At 70.6% G+C, this 16,343-nt stretch carries 12 protein-coding genes and 1 pseudogene; 8 read left to right on the top strand and 5 right to left on the bottom strand.

The window, feature by feature from the left end; genetic code table 11:
• Positions 1 to 215: 215 nt before the first annotated feature.
• Positions 216 to 1,514 carry a DUF6986 family protein gene (locus ACGF2V_RS29455; RefSeq protein ID WP_362627199.1) on the top strand — a complete coding sequence of 433 codons (1,299 nt, stop codon included), beginning with the start codon at positions 216 to 218 and terminating at the stop codon, positions 1,512 to 1,514.
• A gap of 27 nt (positions 1,515 to 1,541) precedes the next feature.
• Here the strand turns inward: ACGF2V_RS29455 and ACGF2V_RS29450 are convergent, their stop codons facing one another.
• Positions 1,542 to 2,588: a LacI family DNA-binding transcriptional regulator gene (locus ACGF2V_RS29450; RefSeq protein ID WP_392913643.1), complete on the bottom strand. Its 1,047-nt coding sequence runs from the start codon at positions 2,586 to 2,588 to the stop codon at positions 1,542 to 1,544.
• Positions 2,589 to 2,790: 202 nt separating this feature from the next.
• Here ACGF2V_RS29450 and ACGF2V_RS29445 point away from each other — a divergent pair, with 202 nt between their 5' ends.
• A complete protein-coding gene (locus tag ACGF2V_RS29445; protein ID WP_362627202.1) occupies positions 2,791 to 3,720 on the top strand; it encodes an ROK family protein in 930 nt (309 codons plus the stop codon).
• A gap of 857 nt (positions 3,721 to 4,577) precedes the next feature.
• Here ACGF2V_RS29445 and ACGF2V_RS29440 read toward each other — a convergent pair.
• Complete coding sequence (locus ACGF2V_RS29440) at positions 4,578 to 6,629, bottom strand: phosphocholine-specific phospholipase C (RefSeq protein WP_362710639.1); 2,052 nt, start codon at positions 6,627 to 6,629, stop codon at positions 4,578 to 4,580.
• A gap of 571 nt (positions 6,630 to 7,200) precedes the next feature.
• On the opposite strand from ACGF2V_RS29440, the gene ACGF2V_RS29435 reads away from it, so the two are divergent.
• From ACGF2V_RS29435 to ACGF2V_RS29420, 4 genes and pseudogenes are all read left to right on the top strand, one after another.
• Positions 7,201 to 8,226 (top strand): hypothetical protein, encoded by a 1,026-nt coding sequence (locus ACGF2V_RS29435; RefSeq protein ID WP_362710636.1) that lies wholly within the window; start codon positions 7,201 to 7,203, stop codon positions 8,224 to 8,226.
• Positions 8,227 to 8,525: 299 nt separating this feature from the next.
• Positions 8,526 to 8,711 (top strand): annotated as a pseudogene (locus ACGF2V_RS29430) (IS5/IS1182 family transposase); the annotation flags it as partial.
• 345 nt (positions 8,712 to 9,056) lie between these two features.
• The gene (locus ACGF2V_RS29425) at positions 9,057 to 9,362 is read left to right on the top strand and encodes a hypothetical protein (RefSeq protein ID WP_362627208.1); all 306 of its coding nucleotides are present in this window, start codon (positions 9,057 to 9,059) and stop codon (positions 9,360 to 9,362) included.
• On the top strand, positions 9,359 to 10,396 hold the full coding sequence (locus tag ACGF2V_RS29420) for an NUDIX domain-containing protein (protein ID WP_362627211.1): 1,038 nt from the start codon (positions 9,359 to 9,361) through the stop codon (positions 10,394 to 10,396). Before ACGF2V_RS29425 ends, ACGF2V_RS29420 begins: the two co-directional genes overlap by 4 nt.
• 343 nt (positions 10,397 to 10,739) lie before the next feature.
• Here the strand turns inward: ACGF2V_RS29420 and ACGF2V_RS29415 are convergent, their stop codons facing one another.
• Positions 10,740 to 12,104 carry a dipeptidase gene (locus ACGF2V_RS29415; RefSeq protein ID WP_362710633.1) on the bottom strand — a complete coding sequence of 455 codons (1,365 nt, stop codon included), beginning with the start codon at positions 12,102 to 12,104 and terminating at the stop codon, positions 10,740 to 10,742.
• Positions 12,105 to 12,285: 181 nt separating this feature from the next.
• Here ACGF2V_RS29415 and ACGF2V_RS29410 point away from each other — a divergent pair, with 181 nt between their 5' ends.
• A complete protein-coding gene (locus tag ACGF2V_RS29410; protein WP_362627217.1) occupies positions 12,286 to 13,500 on the top strand; it encodes a geranylgeranyl reductase family protein in 1,215 nt (404 codons plus the stop codon).
• A gap of 308 nt (positions 13,501 to 13,808) precedes the next feature.
• Positions 13,809 to 15,023: an ROK family protein gene (locus ACGF2V_RS29405; RefSeq protein ID WP_362710630.1), complete on the top strand. Its 1,215-nt coding sequence runs from the start codon at positions 13,809 to 13,811 to the stop codon at positions 15,021 to 15,023.
• Between the two features lie 248 nt (positions 15,024 to 15,271).
• On the opposite strand, the gene ACGF2V_RS29400 is transcribed toward ACGF2V_RS29405, so the two are convergent.
• Together ACGF2V_RS29400 and ACGF2V_RS29395 are read right to left on the bottom strand one after the other, a co-directional pair.
• Entirely contained in the window at positions 15,272 to 15,793 is a 522-nt protein-coding gene (locus ACGF2V_RS29400) for an ATP-binding protein (RefSeq protein WP_362627223.1), read from the bottom strand.
• A gap of 184 nt (positions 15,794 to 15,977) precedes the next feature.
• Positions 15,978 to 16,295, bottom strand: a complete 318-nt coding sequence (locus ACGF2V_RS29395) for a hypothetical protein (protein WP_362627226.1) — start codon at positions 16,293 to 16,295, stop codon at positions 15,978 to 15,980.
• Positions 16,296 to 16,343 lie beyond the last annotated feature (48 nt).

The following is a 16,343-nucleotide window of genomic DNA, read 5'->3' as shown; positions in this document are numbered from 1 at the left end:
CGTGCCCCAGCTCACCGACGAGATCAAGGCCCGCAAGGGCTGAAACCCCTGACCCCTGGTCGTCGTCCCGGTCCGGGGCCGTGCGGTGGTGACACCACCCCACGGCCCCGGACCTTTTCCGATCACCATTGACGCCGGATCGGCGGCCTTATAGCTTCACTATCCGGATTGTTGATTCCGTGACGCGAAAACTTCCTTGGTGTGGAGAGTGTGCGATGGGTCAGCAGGAGCAGGTGGCGACGAGCCTCGCCGGGACGGTCGTTGCGGAGATCGACGTCTCCCTTGCCGCGGTCGATGCCGAACTCGCCCGCCGCTACCCGGGGGACCCTGGGACCCGCCAGCCGGTCCACACCGTCTACGTCCCCGGCGACACGTTCACCTCCCGCACCATCCGTTCCTGGGGGGACCGGGCGCTGAAGGCGCTCGACGAGCACGCGCCCGACGCGGCGTCGTTCGCCGCCGTCCTCGGTATTCCGGACCAACTCGCCGCACCGGTCCACGACCGGGTCCGCGCCAAACTGGAGCGCGAACCCGTCGAGGACCTGCGCATCGACTTCGAGGACGGCTACGGCTCCCGCCCCGACGCCGAGGAGGACGAGGCCGCGGCCCGAGCCGCGCGGCTGGTCGCGGAGGCGTACGCGAACGGCACGGCCGCCCCGTACATGGGCATCCGCATGAAGTGCATGGAAGCCGCCGTACGCGACCGGGGCATCCGCACCACGGACATCTTCCTCACCGGCCTGATACGGGCGGGCGGCCTCCCCGACGGGCTGGTCCTCACCCTCCCCAAGGTGACCTACCCCGAGCAGGTCACCGCCTTCGCGCGGCTCCTCGAAGCGTTCGAGCGGACACACGGACTGCCGGCCGGGCGGCTCGGCTTCGAGATCCAGATCGAGACCAGCCAGTCCATCCTCGCCGCCGACGGCACCGCGGCCGTCGCCCGCATGATCGACGCGGCGCGGGGCCGGGCCACCGGACTGCACTACGGCACCTTCGACTACAGCGCCTGCCTCGGCGTCAGCGCCGCGTACCAGGCGAGCGACCATCCGGCCGCCGACCACGCCAAGGCCGTCATGCAGGTCGCCGCCGCCGGTACCGGCGTACGGGTCTGCGACGGATCCACCAACGTACTGCCCGTCGGCCCCACCCAGCGGGTCCACGCGGCATGGCGGCTCCACCACGGCCTTACCCGCCGCGCGCTGACCCGCGCCTATTACCAGGGCTGGGACATGCACCCGGGGCAACTGCCGACCCGGTACGCGGCCGTGTACACCTTCTACCGCGAGGGCCTGGAGCAGGCCGCCGCGCGGCTCGCCGCGTACGCCGCCAGGACCAGCGGCGACGTCATGGACGAACCCGCCACCGCCAAGGCGCTCGGCGGATACCTCCTGCGCGGCATCGACTGCGGCGCTCTGGACACCGCCGAGGTCGCCCGGCTGACCGGGCTGACACGCGCGGACCTGTACGCGTTCGCCGGGCCGGGCCGGGCCGGGCTCACCGTGGCCGCGCCGTGACGACGACGCCCGGACTCTCCGCGCGGCTCAGGCGGGCGGCAGCTCGCCCGAGCCGCGCGGGACGAGCCTGGTGGGCAGTTCCACGCGTGCGGGGGAGTGGTCCGCGCCGTCGAGGCGCCGGAAGAGGTGTTCGGCGGCGGTGCGGCCGACGGCGGCGGCGTCCTGCGAGACGACGGTGATGCCGAGCAGATCGGCCAGCTCGATGTCGTCGAAGCCGACCAGAGCGGTCGGGCGTTCCCGTTCCGCGAGGACGCGTACCGCCGTCACTGTCACGCGGTTGTTGCCCGTGAACAGCGCGGTGACGGGTTCGGGGCCGGACAGCATCCTCTCGACGGCGGCCCGGACCCGCCCCGGTTCGGTGGACCCGAGGGACACCCAGGAGTCGTCGACCGCCGTCCCGGCGTCCGCCATGGCCGCGTGATAGCCGCGCAGTCGTTCCCCGGCTGTATGGATGCGCGCCTGGTCGCCGATGAAACCGATCCGGCGGTGGCCGTGTGCGATGAGATGGGCGACGCCTTCCCGGGCCCCGCCGAAGCTGTCGGACAGGACCGTGTCGGCGTCGATGCGGCCGGCCGGCCGGTCCACGAAGACGGTGGCGACGCCCGCCTTCATCTCCGGTTCCAGATAGCGGTGGTCGTTCCCGGCCGGGATCACGATCAGACCGTCCACCCGGCGCGCGCACAGCGCGAGCACCAATTCCCGCTCGCGCTCCGGGTCCTCGGCGCTCGACCCATTGATGAGCAGGGCGCCGTGGGCTCGGGCGACCTCCTCGACCGCACGGCTCAGTGGCCCGTAGAACGGGTCGGCGAGGTCTTCGAGGACCAGGCCGATGGAGGCGGTACGGCCTTTGCGCAGCACACGCGCGCTGTCGTTGCGGCGGAAACCGAGCGCCTCGATGGCCGTCCGGACCCGGCGTTCGGTGTCCGGCGTCACCCCGGACTCGCTGTTGACCACGCGGGAGACCGTCTTCAGCCCGACCCCGGCGCGCGCGGCCACATCCTTCATGGTCGGCCGGTTGCCGTAACGGGGCTCGTTGTCGTGACGGGGCTCGGGGTGACGGGCGGCCTCGGCCACGGTGCGCTGTCCTGTCGTCGGGTACCGGCGGTCCGGCAGGGGCCCCGTGAGCGGCGCTGCGGGACCGAATGCTGCGCGCCGAGCATACGGCTCTGGACAACGTTGTCAACCGCATGGAGACTGTATCGACCGTTCGCCGGGCCGGACCGGATCCGATCGAAGGCCACAGGCCCGCCCCTCCCGAGCACACGGAGCCGCACCCGTGCAATCCGACCTCGTCGCCGCGCTGGACATCGGCGGCACCAAGATCGCCGCCGCGCTGGTGGACGGCGGCGGCGGGCTCCTCGTGCGGGCGCAGCGGCCGACGCCCGCCCGGGAGGGTGGCGAGGCGGTCATGCGCGCGGTGACGGAGGTCCTGGCCGAGCTGTCCGGTGCGCCGATGTGGGGGCGGGTGACGGCTGTCGGCATCGGCAGCGCGGGTCCGGTGGACGCCTCGGCCGGCACGGTGAGCCCCGTCAACATCCCCGGCTGGCGTGACTTCCCGTTGGTGGAGCGCGTCGGCAGGGCGGTCGGCGCACTGCCGGTCGAACTGGTCGGCGACGGGGTCGCGATGACGGCGGGGGAACACTGGCTGGGCGCGGCGCGCGATCATGACAACGCCCTGGGCATGGTGGTGTCCACCGGTGTCGGAGGGGGACTCGTCCTCGGTGGAGAACTCCACCCCGGCCCCACGGGCAACGCCGGGCACATCGGTCACGTCAGCGTGGATCTGGACGGCGCCCCGTGCCCCTGCGGCTCGTACGGCTGCGTCGAGCGCATCGCCAGCGGGCCGAACATCGCTCGCCGGGCGGTGGAGACGGGCTGGCGGCCCGGGCCGGACGGCGATGTCTCGGCCGCGGCCGTGGCCGCCGCCGCACGTGCCGGGGACCGGATCGCCCTGGCCTCGTTCGAACGGGCCGCGCAGGCGCTGGCGGCCGGGATCGCCGCCACCGCGGTGCTGGTCGAGATCGACATCGCGGTGATCGGCGGGGGAGTGGCGGGAGCGGGCGACATCCTCTTCGTTCCACTGCGCCGGGCCCTCGACCGGTACGCCACGCTCTCCTTCGTACGGCGGCTCACGGTGGTTCCCGCCGTGATGGGCGCCGACGCGGGGCTGGTCGGTGCGGCGGCCGTGGCGGCGCGGCGGGGTTAGCTCGTTCTTTATCTTCCGACCTCGAACCCTCCCGCCGTCCCGCGCGCCGGCAGAGACGGCGAGCATGTAGTCGGCCGCCGAGGTGAGCAGTAGGTTCTCCGGCAACGAAGGTGCCCCCTGCCCGCAGCGTCAGAGACCAGCCCTGTCCCCGCGCGAACGTGACAGACCCACCGCCGAACCCGTGCAATCGGTGGTCGGGCCCGGCCTCGACAGCTCGGCACAGCAGCCTGTGCACCGCCTCCGCCACCGCGGCGGACCGTGCCAGGTCCCCGGACAGGCCACGGCAGCCGGCCAACGACGGCCGCACGCCCTCGGCCACCAACTGGAGCGGTTCACCCGTTCGTTGAACGCCGCGAACAGGCTGTCACCCGCCGAGGGACCGGAGTCCCTCGGCAACGTGACCTCAGCCATCGTTGCTGCTGCTCGCGACCGGCGGAGACGTCCCAGCCCAAGATGGTCGGCTCCCACGGGCCGAACACGGCGCCGGAGCGGTTCGGAAGGTCCGGGGACTGCGGGACTACCGAAGGAGCCTTCAGGCAACTGCAGGGTGGCACGCGCGACCTCCGTGAAGGGGACGCTTACGCAGCGTCGTAGCTGGCGCCCAGCGGGCCCGGCCGCGTGGTGCCGGTCGAGTTCTTCGTCGAGGGCGGCCACGACCGCGGCTGCCAAAGGCAACGCGGTAACCCAGGCCGTCGAGCGCGCCCACGACGGGGTGGCCCGACCGGCCAGGGGTTTTCCTACCGGTGTGCTTGCTCGTGCGTGTGTCCGAGAGCTCGGTGACCTCCGGCACGTCGCGCTGATGCGCGTCATCCTCCGGGTGTGTGCTCCGCCGTCCGCTGGGTGGTGGGGTGCGGGTCTCACATGGTTGCGATGCCCGGGTCGCTCACGCCGGCTTGACCGTTCTCGACGTGCCCGGCCAGGCGCCGCAGGTATCCGGCGTTGCCCTCGACGACAACCGTCAGGTCGTACCAGCGCTTGGTGGCGCGCAGGTCGATGCCCTGCTCGACGGTGGCGCCGGCGCGGACCGTGTAGATTCGGCGCTCGCCGCCGTACGCGTTGGTCACGGTGAGGTGTGCGTCGACGGACGACGGGTTGGTCAGGGTGAGCTTCAGGTTGCCGGCGTCGTGGCGTGCCGTCACCTCCGGCTCGGCCGCTTTGTTGTTGCCCTTGAAGGTGCGCAGGAAACTATTCGGGCCGTGGACCGTAAGGTCGTAACTGCCGCCCGAGTAGACCGAGTTCCAGCTGTCGGAAACGGGCTTTCCGGCTGCCGCCGTGTACGTCCACGGGCCGTCGGTGCGCTTCTGCGAGCGCACCTGGAAGGCGGCACCCGCCTGACCCCCTGCGCTGAACGTCAGCTTGTACTTGCCGGTCGTGAGGTCTGCGGCCCCGTCGACGTAGGGAGCGTAGGCCAGCGGGCGGCTCGGCCGCGCCCCGGCCTCCTGCCGGGGCAGGGTGCCCTGGGAGGGTGGCCTCGGTACGTAGCTGTTGTGGCGGTCGCGGTCCGGCGGGGCGTAGCCCGCGGTGTCCGGCAGGTCAGGCAGGTCCGTGATCTCGAGGGAGAAGTCGAAGGCGGATGTGAGGTCACCGCAGATGGCGCGCCGCCATGGTGAGATGTTGGTCTCCTGCACTCCGAACCGGGCCTCCATGAAGCGCAGGATCGAGGTGTGGTCGAAGGTCTCGGAGCAGACGTATCCGCCGGTGGACCACGGCGAGACAACGATCATCGGGACGCGCTGTCCGAGGCCGTAGGGGCCTGCGGCGTATCCGATACTGCCCCTGTAGTGGTCGAGTGCGGTGTCGACGGTGGACAGGCCTTGGGCGGCGGAGGCCGGCGGGTAGGGCGGCACGACGTGGTCGAAGTAGCCGTCGTTCTCGTCGTATGTGATGAACAAGGCGGTCCTGCTCCATACCTCGGGATTTGAGGTGAGCGCGTCAAGAACGTGCGAGATGTACCAAGCGCCGTAGTTCGCGGGCCAGTTGGGGTGTTCGGAGAACGCTTCGGGGGCGGCGATCCAGGAGATCTGCGGCAGCCTGGCGGCCTTGACGTCGGCTTTGAGGATGTCGAAGTATCCGTCTCCTGCCTTGGCGTTCGTGCCGGTGCGGGCTTTTTCGTACAGGGGGTCTCCGGGCTTGGCGTTGCGGTAGTTGTTGAAGTACAACAGGGAGTTGTCGCCGTAGTTGCCGCGGTATGCGTCGTTGATCCAGCCCCAGCCGCCGGCCGCGTCGAGGCCGTCGCCGATGTCCTGGTACACCTTCCAGGAGATGCCCGCCTTCTCGAGGCGTTCAGCGTATGTCGTCCAGCCGTAGCCTGCTTCCTGGTTTCCGAGGACCGGGCCGCCGCCGGTGCCGTCGTTGCCGACGTGTCCGGAGAGCATGTAGTAGCGGTTCGGGTCGGTCGCACCGATGAATGAGCAGTGGTAGTCGTCGCAGATGGTGAACTTGTCGGCGAGGGCGTAGTGGAACGGGATGTCGTCCCGTGTCAGGTACGCCATGGTGCCGACGCCTTTGGCGGGGATCCAGTTGTCGTACTTGCCGTTGTTGAACGCGTTGTGGCCGCCGGCCCAGTCGTGGTCGAGGCCCGCGATGAACTGCATGCCCAGGTCGTCGGCGTCCGGGTGGTAGGGCAGGGTTTCCTTGCCGCCGCTTGCCTGGTGCCACACCGGTTTGCCGCTGGGCAGTGTCACCGGGCGGGGGTCTCCGAAGCCCCGGACGCCCTTCATCGACCCGAAGTAATGATCGAAGGAACGGTTCTCCTGCATGAGGACGACGATGTGTTCGATGTCCTGGACGGTTCCGGTGCGGCGCGCCGCGGGGATGGCTGCGGCGCGGTCGATGGAGCCGGACAGGGCGGCGAACCCTGTGGTGGCTCCCGCGATGTGAAGGAAGCGGCGCCGATTGATTTCGGTCATGGCTGTGGGGGTCCTCCTGTTGCTTCGGTGATGTCCGTCCACGAAGAGGGCCAGACGGAGTATTCAAGAGGACCCGGGCTTGAGGAAAGTGGGCTGAGGTGACGGTCGCGCAAAATGTGGGCGGCCGGTGTGCGAGCCGTCGGCGCGTCGCCGCACGTCGCGCCGACAGCCGCCGCTGGCTGTCGTCCAGGTACTCCCGGGCCTTCTGCAGGCGCTCCCGACGTCTCTGCCTAAGGTTGCGGGCGCCTTCGGCGGTCTACTGCCGGATCCTGGACGGGTATGCCGCTATCAGCGGAGGCACGGTCACCGTGGCTCGCTCACCGCCTCGACGCCGCCCACTCCATTCGCCACCGCACACACTCACTCGCCAACTGAAGCGTTCGGCGTCGACATCGAAGGCCTCAGCAACCTCTATCCGTCAGACCGTGGTGATTTTCTGTCACTTTCACTCCATTGTGCTGACAGGGCCAAATCGCCGGGATAGTGAACGCACGCCCTTCGAACTGCTCGCCGTCCGATGTCGATGCAGTCAGGCCGGGCTCTGTGTACACCACCCTCACCAGGAGTAACCATGAGTCGACTCGTCAGACGGTGGACGCGTAACACCTCCAAGGCAGTAGCCGTCGTCACCGCGACTGCCTGTCTCATCCTCGGTGTGCAGGCCGCACCGGCTTCCGCGCAACCGTTCTGCGGACAGGAAGTCGGCGGTGACATCCTGGCCAAGTACATTGACCTGGGCGATACGTCGTCACCCCTTGGCTGTCCCGTCACTGGTGAACTCTCGAACCCTGATGGTGTCGGCAAGCGTCAGCAGTTCGTGGGCGGCACCATCTACTGGCACCCTGTAACCAGGGCTCACCCCGTCTGGGGCACCATCGGCGACAAGTGGGGGCAGCTCGGATGGGAAGCTGGTGTCCTCGGCTATCCGCTCAGCGATGAACTCACCAACCCCGATAACGTCGGCAAGCGTCAGCAGTTCCAGGGCGGCACCATCTACTGGCACCCGACGCTCTCGAATGGCGCGCACGCGGTACGCAAGTCGATCGGCGGGCTGTGGGGAGAGCTCGACTGGGAAGCTGGCGCCTTCGGCTATCCGACGAGCGACGAACAGTGGGACTCCGAGCTGCAGCAGACCTACCAGACGTTCTCCGGGAAACCTGGGGCGAAAATCTGGTACACCACCGACTCCGCTGCCGACGTGGAGGGGTGCCCGGAGCATGGCTACTGCGCGGGATACCGAGCGGACACTTCTGCAAACTGGGTTAGCAGGGTGGGCGTCGTACTGAATCAGGAGACTGGGGTACTGACCATCTCGGCTTTCCCGACGGAAACTGGGTACGACGACGCAGACACGAACTATGACGAGTTGTGGCGGCAGATCTGGGACACCGTCCCCTACCCGTCGTCACGCCTCACCGCGGACCAAGGTTCATCCGTGTACGAGCAGATGGCTTGCCACGCCCGCTACTCGTACAACATCTTCGGCCACTATCTCGGCGGCGTGAGCTGGGACTTCGAGTCAGACCGCCCGAACCTCTCCTGGGACGAGGCGATGAACCCGGTGGCCGTCGCTATCCACGGATGCAACTGGGACTAGTGCCGTGACCGGCAAGGTTTGCCCGGAAGGAGCGGCGTCCGGTGCGTGCGATCGCAAGGCGGCCGAATGCCCTCGTAGCGGGCTACGTGGGCTTTCGGCCAACGCCGCGAGCGTGCGTGCCGGGCGGTGCGACGGGGCAAACGTTGCCTGATGCGGCACTTAGCTGGCGCTCACCGCTGCCCGTGGGGCCCGGGCCACTTTGGCGATGCTGTTGGTTAATTCGGGCCTGTGCGTGACGTCGGCCTTCAAGACCCGGTTGTGGTCTTGAAGGCCGACGTTGTCGTATGGGGACGGTGCGGATGTCGACGCAGCCGAAGGGGTCTGGGGAGATCCCGGCGGAGACGGTGCGGGTGGCGCGGGCCGCGTTCCCGAAGGGGAGCCTGGCGATCCGGGTGCGGGACGAGCTGGGGCCGTTGTTCAGCGACGAGCAGTTCGCTGGTCTGTTTCCGGCGCGGGGGGGGGGGGGGAAGCCTGCCTGGTCACCGCCTCCGGCCTGCTCGCCTACGACGCCCCGCGCCGGGTGGGAGCCAGGGCTGCTGCGGGCACTGGACCGGGCCGCGTCGCGGGGCTCCTACGCTGCCTAGCGGTCAAGAGGAGCACTGCCTGGTCGGGTGCGGTGCAGGGCTAGGTGCAATACCGGTAACTTAGTACTCCAGTCTGACTTGGCGATCTTGTCGTGGACCCGGCTGGGAACGGGTACGGCCACCGCGTGATCACCGGGTTGTGCGGACTTGAAGATCGTGCGGTGGCCGCAGGCCAGAGCCGAGAAGCGGGGCTCCGGGCCGCGGTACGCGTGGTGGCCGCGTCCCGCGATGCCGGCGGTCTCGGAGATGGCCGGGCAGGACATCTACCGGCTGCGGCACTGGCACAAGGCGAAGCTGGACGAGCCGGGTGACATTCCACGCGTGGCGGTGGAGGCCCCAATGGGGCATGAGCTTCCGGGTGTGGAGGGTGTGTACAGCGAGGTAACGGTCGCGATGGAGGAGAGAATCGGGGAGTACCTTCAGCGCGTATGGGAGAAAGAAGTAGTGGGCGCGGGGTTGTGGACGCCTCCTTTTTCCATGCCGCTCCCAGATGACCTGCACGATACTGCTCCGCCCCTGTTCAGCGGCCTACCAGTTCTGGAGTATCAATGATCGTCTGGATCAACGGTGCGTTCGGCGCGGGGAAGACGAGCGCCGCGCGCGAGCTGGTCGATCTGATCCCGAACAGCACCTTCTACGACCCCGGGCTGATCGGCGCGGGGTTGCGGTACCTGTTGCCCCAGAAGAGGCTCGCGGAGGTGACGGACCTCCAGGACCTGCCGATGTGGCGGCGGTTGGTCGTGGACACCGCCGCGGCTCTGCTGGCCGAGGTGTCCGGCGTGCTGGTGGTGCCGATGACACTGTTGCGGCAGGAATACCGCGACGAGATCTTCGGCGGGCTCGCCTCCCGGCGCATACCGGTGCGCCATGTGCTGCTCTCGCCAGAGGAAACGATCCTGCGTAAACGCATCGCCGACCGGGTGGAGTACGCCGACGACCCCGAGCACAGCGAACGGGTCCAGCAATGGGCCTACGAACACATCGGCCCCTACCGGGCGGCGCTCGACTGGCTCACCCGTGACGCCCACACGATCGACACCAGCGCACTCACCCCCTACGAGACGGCCGAGCGCATAGCCGAGGCGGTGCGCACCGGAGCGGCCACCGCCTGCGAGATCGTGCAGACCCCCGCCCCGACCGGGGAGACCGTCGCGGCCGGGGTGCTGCTCTTCGACGAGCACGACCGCGTCCTGCTCGTCGATCCGACGTACAAGCCGGGTTGGGAGTTCCCCGGCGGAGTGGTCGAGGCGGGCGAGGCACCGGCACAGGCCGGGATCCGCGAGGTGGCCGAGGAGATAGGGATCCACCTCGACCGGGTGCCCAAGCTCCTGGTCATCGACTGGGAGGCGCCCCACCCGCCCGGTTACGGAGGTCTCAGGATGCTCTTCGACGGCGGACTGCTGCCAGGCGCGGACGTGCAGCGGTTGCTGCTGCCGGACTCGGAGCTGCGCGGCTGGCGGTTCGTCACCGAGGAGGAGGCCGCCACCCTGCTTCCTCCCACCCGTTACGAGCGGCTGCGCTGGGCATTGCGCGCCCGGGAACGGCAGACCGTGCTCAACCTGGAGGCCGGGATCCCGGTCGGCTGAGGCGGACGGTTCCGCGCCGGCCCGCTTCGGTGCCGATGACGGCGGGTCGCCGGGTCGGGTGCGGCATCAGGGTGAGCGGCCCCGCCGGGCAGGCGCCGCGAGAGCCCGTACGGCCGACAGCACGCGCGGCGCGTACGGCACGGCAGTACGACCGCCCGCGGCCAGGTACCACGAAGGCGCGCACGGCCGACGCCGTCGGGGGCGGGCAGGGCCGGGGCGTGGAAAGGCCCGCACTGCTCGCCCCCTGAGCCCTGATCGAGGCCGTATCGCCCCGCGAGCCCTGGTACGAGCCCGGATCGCCCCGCGAGCCCGGGACTCGCGGGGCACCCCTCCCGATGTAGCGTCAGACCTGCTTGGACTCGGCGTAGTTGCGCAGGAACAAAGCCTCGGCGACCGACAGACGCTCCAGTTCCTCGGGCGACACGCTCTCGTTCACGGCGTGGATCTGTGCCTCCGGCTCGCTCAGGCCGATCAGCAGGATCTCGGCCTCCGGGTAGAGCGCGGCCAGGGTGTTGCAGAGCGGGATCGAGCCGCCCATCCCGGACGTCTGCATCGTCTCTCCGGGGTACGCGGCCTCCATCGCCCGTGCCATCGACGTGTACGCGGGGCTGGAGGTGTCCGCGCGGAACGGCTGGCCCTGGCCGACCTGTTCCACCGACACCCTGGCTCCCCACGGCGAGTGCGCCACGAGGTGCGCTGTCAGCAGCTCCGTCGCCGCGGCGGCGTCCTGGCCCGGCGGTACCCGCAGGCTGATCTGGGCCCGTGCGCTCGCCTGGAGCGAGGGGGTGGCGCCGACCACCGGCGGGCAGTCGATACCGATGACGGTCACGGCGGGGCGGGCCCAGATCCGGTCGGCCACCGTACCCGTGCCGATCAGCCCGACGCCGTCGAGGACCTTCGCGTCCTTACGGAACTCGGCCTCCGGGTACTGGAGTCCGTCCCACCCGGTGTCCGAGGTGAGGCCGTCGACGGTGGTGCTGCCGTCCTCGGCGCGCAGAGACGCCAGCAGCTGGATCATCGCGGCCAGCGCGTCCGGGGCGGCGCCGCCGAACTGCCCGGAGTGCAGGTTCCCTTCGAGGGTGTCGAGGGTGACCCGCAGCATCGTCATGCCGCGCAGCGTGGCGGTGACCGTCGGCAGGCCGACGCGGAAGTTGCCGGTGTCGCCGATGACGATCGTGTCGGCCGCGAGCAGTTCGGGGTGCGCCTCGGCGTACCGCTCCAGACCGCCGGTGCCCTGCTCCTCGGAGCCCTCCGCGATCACCTTGACCGAGACCGGGACGCCGCCGTCGGCCTTCAGGGCGCGCAGCGCCAGGAGGTGCATGATGAAGCCGCCCTTGCAGTCGGCCGCGCCCCGGCCGTACCAGCGGCCGTCCCGCTCGGTCAGCTCGAACGGCGGGGAGAGCCAGGCGGACTCGTCGAGCGGCGGCTGCACGTCGTAGTGCGCATAGAGCAGTACGGTCGGGGCACCGGCCGGCCCCGGAAGGAAGCCGTACACCGACTGTGTTCCGTCGGGGGTGTCGAGCAGGGCGACGTCCTGGAAGCCCTCGGCGCGGAGTGCGTCGGCGACCCAGTTCGCGGCGGCCTCGCACTCGCTCCTCGGGAACTGCGCGGGATCCGCCACCGACTGGAAGGCCACCAGCTCGGCCAGCTCCGCCTTGGCACGGGGCATCAGCGAGGCGATGGTCTCGGAGATCGGATGGGCGGTCATGGGCACGCTCCTCGTGGGTGCGACGTTATGGGTTATGGATCCGGGTGCGCGCACCGATGGTGCGGCGCGCGTGCAGGGTGAACGTACGGCCGATCCTCCCACAGGGGGTGTCCGGCCGGGCGCGCCGTAGGATGCCGTGAGCAGCATGGGCCATTGGTGGGATCGGGAGCAGAAGCACATCGTGAGCAGCGAGAACGCAGACGCCGTGCATGAGCGCGAAGAGTCGACCGTGTGGGACGTCGTCGTGGTCGGTGGTGGGCCGGCCGGAGCATCCGCGGCGTACGCTGCGGCGGTCGCGGGCCGACGGGTACTGCTCCTCGAAAGGGCCGAGCTGCCGCGCTACAAGACGTGCGGCGGCGGGATCATCGGGTTCTCGCGGGACGCGCTGCCGCCCGGATTCGAGTTGCCGCTGCGGGACCGGGTCCACGCGGTGACGTTCTCGCTCAACGGCAGGCTGGCGCGCACCCGCCGCTCCAAACGGATGCTCTTCGGCCTCGTCAACCGTCCCGAGTTCGACGCGGGGTTGGTCGAGGAGGCGCAGAAGGCGGGTGCCGAACTCCGTACCGGTGTCACCGTGACGAGGGTCGAGCAGCACGGTGCCGCGGTGCCGGACCGGCGGACGGTCGCCGTGGTGCTGGCCGGCGGCGAGACCGTTCTGGCCCGCGCGGTCGTCGGCGCCGACGGCAGCGCCGGACGGATAGGCGCCCACGTCGGGGTGAAGCTGGACCAGGTGGACCTCGGTCTGGAGGCGGAGATCCCGGTTCCGCGGACTGTCGCGGAGGACTGGGCGGGGCGGGTGCTGATCGACTGGGGCCCCATGCCCGGCAGTTACGGCTGGGTGTTCCCCAAGGGCGACACCCTCACCGTCGGTGTCATCTCGGCACGCGGCGACGGCGCGGGCACCAAGCGATACCTGGAGGACTTCATCGCCCGGCTGGGGCTCGCCGGGTTCGAGCCGGAGATCTCCTCCGGGCATCTGACGCGCTGTCGCAGCGACGACTCGCCGCTGTCACGCGGGCGGGTGCTGGTGTGCGGCGACGCGGCGGGGCTGCTGGAACCGTGGACCCGTGAGGGCATCTCCTTCGCGCTGCGGTCGGGGCGCCTCGCCGGTGAGTGGGCGGTGAGGATCGCGGAGTCGCACGACGCGGTGGACGCCCGGCGCCAGGCGCTCAACTATGCCTTCGCCATCAAGGCCGGACTCGGCGTCGAGATGAGCGTCGGCCGCCGCATGCTGAAGCTGTTCGAGCGGCGCCCGGGTGTGCTGCACGCGGTGCTCACGGGGTTCCGCCCGGCCTGGAACGCGTTCGCCGGGGTGACGCGGGGGACGACGTCGCTGGCCGAACTGGTCCGGACCCATCCGTTGGCACAGCGGGCGCTGTCGATGATGGACCGGTAGGACCGGTAGGACCGGTAGGACCGGTAGGACCGGTAGGACCGGTAGGACCGGTAGGACCGGTAGGACCGGTAGGACCGGTAGGACCGGTAGGGCCGATCGGACCGAGCGGCACGCCACGGATCGGTCCCGAGCCGGTGGCTGGCGCGGTGTTTGCGACGGGGTTCCGGGCAAGGCCGTTCGCAATTTGTGCAGTTGTGGCATGAACTCGGGACAGGGTCGCCGGGACAACGTGTGCAAGACGGCCGCCCGGGACGTGTGGGCGCCGCCGGGGCGTCGTAGAACGTGCGGATCATGGGAGACTCGCCCCCATGAACGGAAAGGTGACCACCGCCCGGACGAAGCTGGAGAGGGGCCGCAGTGCGCTCGGGCCCGCGCTGGAACTGGTCCACACCGGACGCGCGCCCACCCGCGCCGTCCTCACCTCCGAACTCGGGGTCACCCGGGCGACGGCCGGTGCGGTCGCCTCTGAGCTGGAGGCGCTCGGCCTGATCCAGGTCGATTCCCGGCCCGGCTCCGCCGCCGGTTCCCAAGGCCGCCCCTCGCACCGGCTGTCCGTACGGGAGTCGGGCCCCATCGCGGTAGCCGCGCAGGTGCACGCGGACGGGTACCGGGTCGCGCTCGTCGGGCTCGGCGGGCGGATCGTCGCCACCGCACCCGGATGCGTCACCGTCACGGCCGATCCGGCGCAGATCATCGGAGCGGTCGTCGACGACTGCGCCCGCCTGCTGCGGGACAGCGGACGGCGCTGTATCGGCGCGGGAATCGCGGTGCCGTCCGCGGTCGCCGAACCCGAGGGGACCGCGCTCAACCCCCTGCACATCGCCTGGCCCGCGGGTGCCCCTGTGCGCGAGATCTTCGCCGCCCACGTGGCGGCGGCGGGCATCCCAGGACCCGCGTTCGCCGGGAACGACGTGAACCTTGCCGCGCTCGCCGAACACCGACACGGCGCAGGCTGCGGCGCCCGGCACCTGCTCTGCGTGGCCACCGGACACCGCGGGGTGGGCGGTGCGCTGGTTCTCGACGGCCGTCTGCACACCGGGAGTTCGGGGCTCGCGCTGGAGGTCGGGCACCTCACGGTGAACCCCGACGGACGCCCGTGCCACTGCGGAGGCCGTGGCTGCCTGGACGTAGAGACCGACCCGCTGGCCTTCCTGCTCGCGGCCCGCCGCGAACCGGGTCCGGAGGAGTCGTTGCTCAAGCAGGCCGGGGATCTGCTGCGCACGGAGTACGACGACCCGGCGGTGCGGGGTGCCGCCGAGGAGCTGATCGACCGGCTCGGCCTCGGGCTCGCCGGGCTGGTCAACATCCTCGACCCGGACCGCATCATCCTCGGCGGACTGCACCGCGCCCTGCTCGACGCGGACCCCGAGCGGCTGCGCGCCGTGGTGGCCGACCGCAGTCTGTGGGGGCGCAGCGGCAGTGTGCCGATCCTGCCGTGCACGCTCGACCACAACAGCCTGGTGGGCGCGGCCGAGCTGGCCTGGCAGCCGGTGCTCGACGACCCGCTGGCCGCTCTCGCCTGAGACACGGCGCCGCAGACCGCGCCTGCCGAGGCGTCCGACCGGGGCGGTGGTGCTCATGGCCGGCCCGGCCGTCGGGGCGGGGCGCGGGTGTCCGCGCCGCCGTGAACCGCCGGGCCGGGCTCCGGTGGTCCCCGGCCGTCGGCCGGCTCCGTCGTCGGCCTGTCGACCGCGGCGCGGGCGGTGCTCGGGTGCATGCCCGTGCCCTCGGCCACGAGCCGGCGGCACGGCCGCCGTCGCGCCCGTTCCCGCTACCCGACCACCACCGACCGGGCGACGGACGGGGCCCGGCCCGCCGGGTACGCGGCGGCGTCCGGCTCGAACGGTCCGTCCGTGGTCGCCCCGTACACGGGGTGGGACGGCCGCACGGCGAACCGAGCGGGCGCCGGGAGCGTGAACCAGACGACCTTCCCGGTCGCGCCCCTCGGGCGGGCTCCCCAGCTCTCGCTGACGGCCGCGATCAGCGCGAGACCACGCCCCGACGTGCTGGACGCACCGGCCTCCCGCACCGTCGGCAGCCGCGGGTCGTGGTCGTGGACGGACACCGTCAGCCGTTCGAGCAGCAACTCGATCTCGACGGTGCACGACTTGTCCGGCTGGGCGTGCCGGTGGACGTTGGTCAGCAGTTCGGTGACGCCGAGTGCCGCATGGTCGATCAAGGGATCGAGATGCCAGTAGCGGAGCTGCGCCGAAATGATTCTGCGGACCTGACCGATCCGCGACGGCAGGGCTTGGAGCTCCACCGTGCAGTGCCTGCTTGGCTCGCTGATCACGGCTGCGACTCCCCGAAATAGGTCCGGAAGAAGACGGAGGAACGGATCCGGCAGGCGGCCTGCCGGGTCCCTGCCCGGCGGAGAGGTCACAGTGTCACCGCCGGTGAACCATGAGTGACGTGTGACCAATGTCGCCCAGGGGACGCGGCCCCGCAACTCGCGAGGTGCCGGCGGTGCAATCCGCTCAGGTCATCCGGCCGCCCGCGCTGCGCAGCGTCTCCAGGAACCTGCGGGCCGGGCCCGTCCGGTCCGGCCCGTGGCCGCGCTGTCCCATCGTCAGCCGGTAGCGCGTCCCGTTGAGGCGCGCCACGGTCGCACCGGCCCCGGCGAACCACGGCCTGCCCGCGCTCACCGCCCGCACCGGGGCGCTGTCGATCTCCCGTCCGTAGCTGGTCAGCAGGGCCACCCTGCCGTCCTTGACGACCACCTGCCCGGCCCTGGTGAGCGACCGGGCCCACCGTTCGATCCGAACCCCCGTCGCACTGAACTCCGTTTCCTGCATGGCTGTTTCGCCCCCTTCGTAATGTTCTGATGGGCAGTCTGCACAAGC

Source organism: Streptomyces sp. NPDC047982, assembly GCF_043204165.1.
Taxonomy (GTDB): Bacteria; Actinomycetota; Actinomycetes; order Streptomycetales; family Streptomycetaceae; genus Streptomyces.
Note: the sequence above shows the minus strand (reverse complement) of the source record. Positions and strands in the feature narration are given on the sequence as shown.

Coding starts and splice junctions, on each gene's coding strand:
- ACGF2V_RS29455 (WP_362627199.1), top strand. CDS start 216: ATGGGTCAGCAGGAGCAGGTGGCGACGAGCCTCGCCGGGACGGTCGTT.
- ACGF2V_RS29440 (WP_362710639.1), bottom strand. CDS start 6,629: ATGACCGAAATCAATCGGCGCCGCTTCCTTCACATCGCGGGAGCCACC.
- ACGF2V_RS29435 (WP_362710636.1), top strand. CDS start 7,201: ATGAGTCGACTCGTCAGACGGTGGACGCGTAACACCTCCAAGGCAGTA.
- ACGF2V_RS29425 (WP_362627208.1), top strand. CDS start 9,057: ATGGCCGGGCAGGACATCTACCGGCTGCGGCACTGGCACAAGGCGAAG.
- ACGF2V_RS29420 (WP_362627211.1), top strand. CDS start 9,359: ATGATCGTCTGGATCAACGGTGCGTTCGGCGCGGGGAAGACGAGCGCC.
- ACGF2V_RS29415 (WP_362710633.1), bottom strand. CDS start 12,104: ATGACCGCCCATCCGATCTCCGAGACCATCGCCTCGCTGATGCCCCGT.
- ACGF2V_RS29405 (WP_362710630.1), top strand. CDS start 13,809: ATGAACGGAAAGGTGACCACCGCCCGGACGAAGCTGGAGAGGGGCCGC.
- ACGF2V_RS29395 (WP_362627226.1), bottom strand. CDS start 16,295: ATGCAGGAAACGGAGTTCAGTGCGACGGGGGTTCGGATCGAACGGTGG.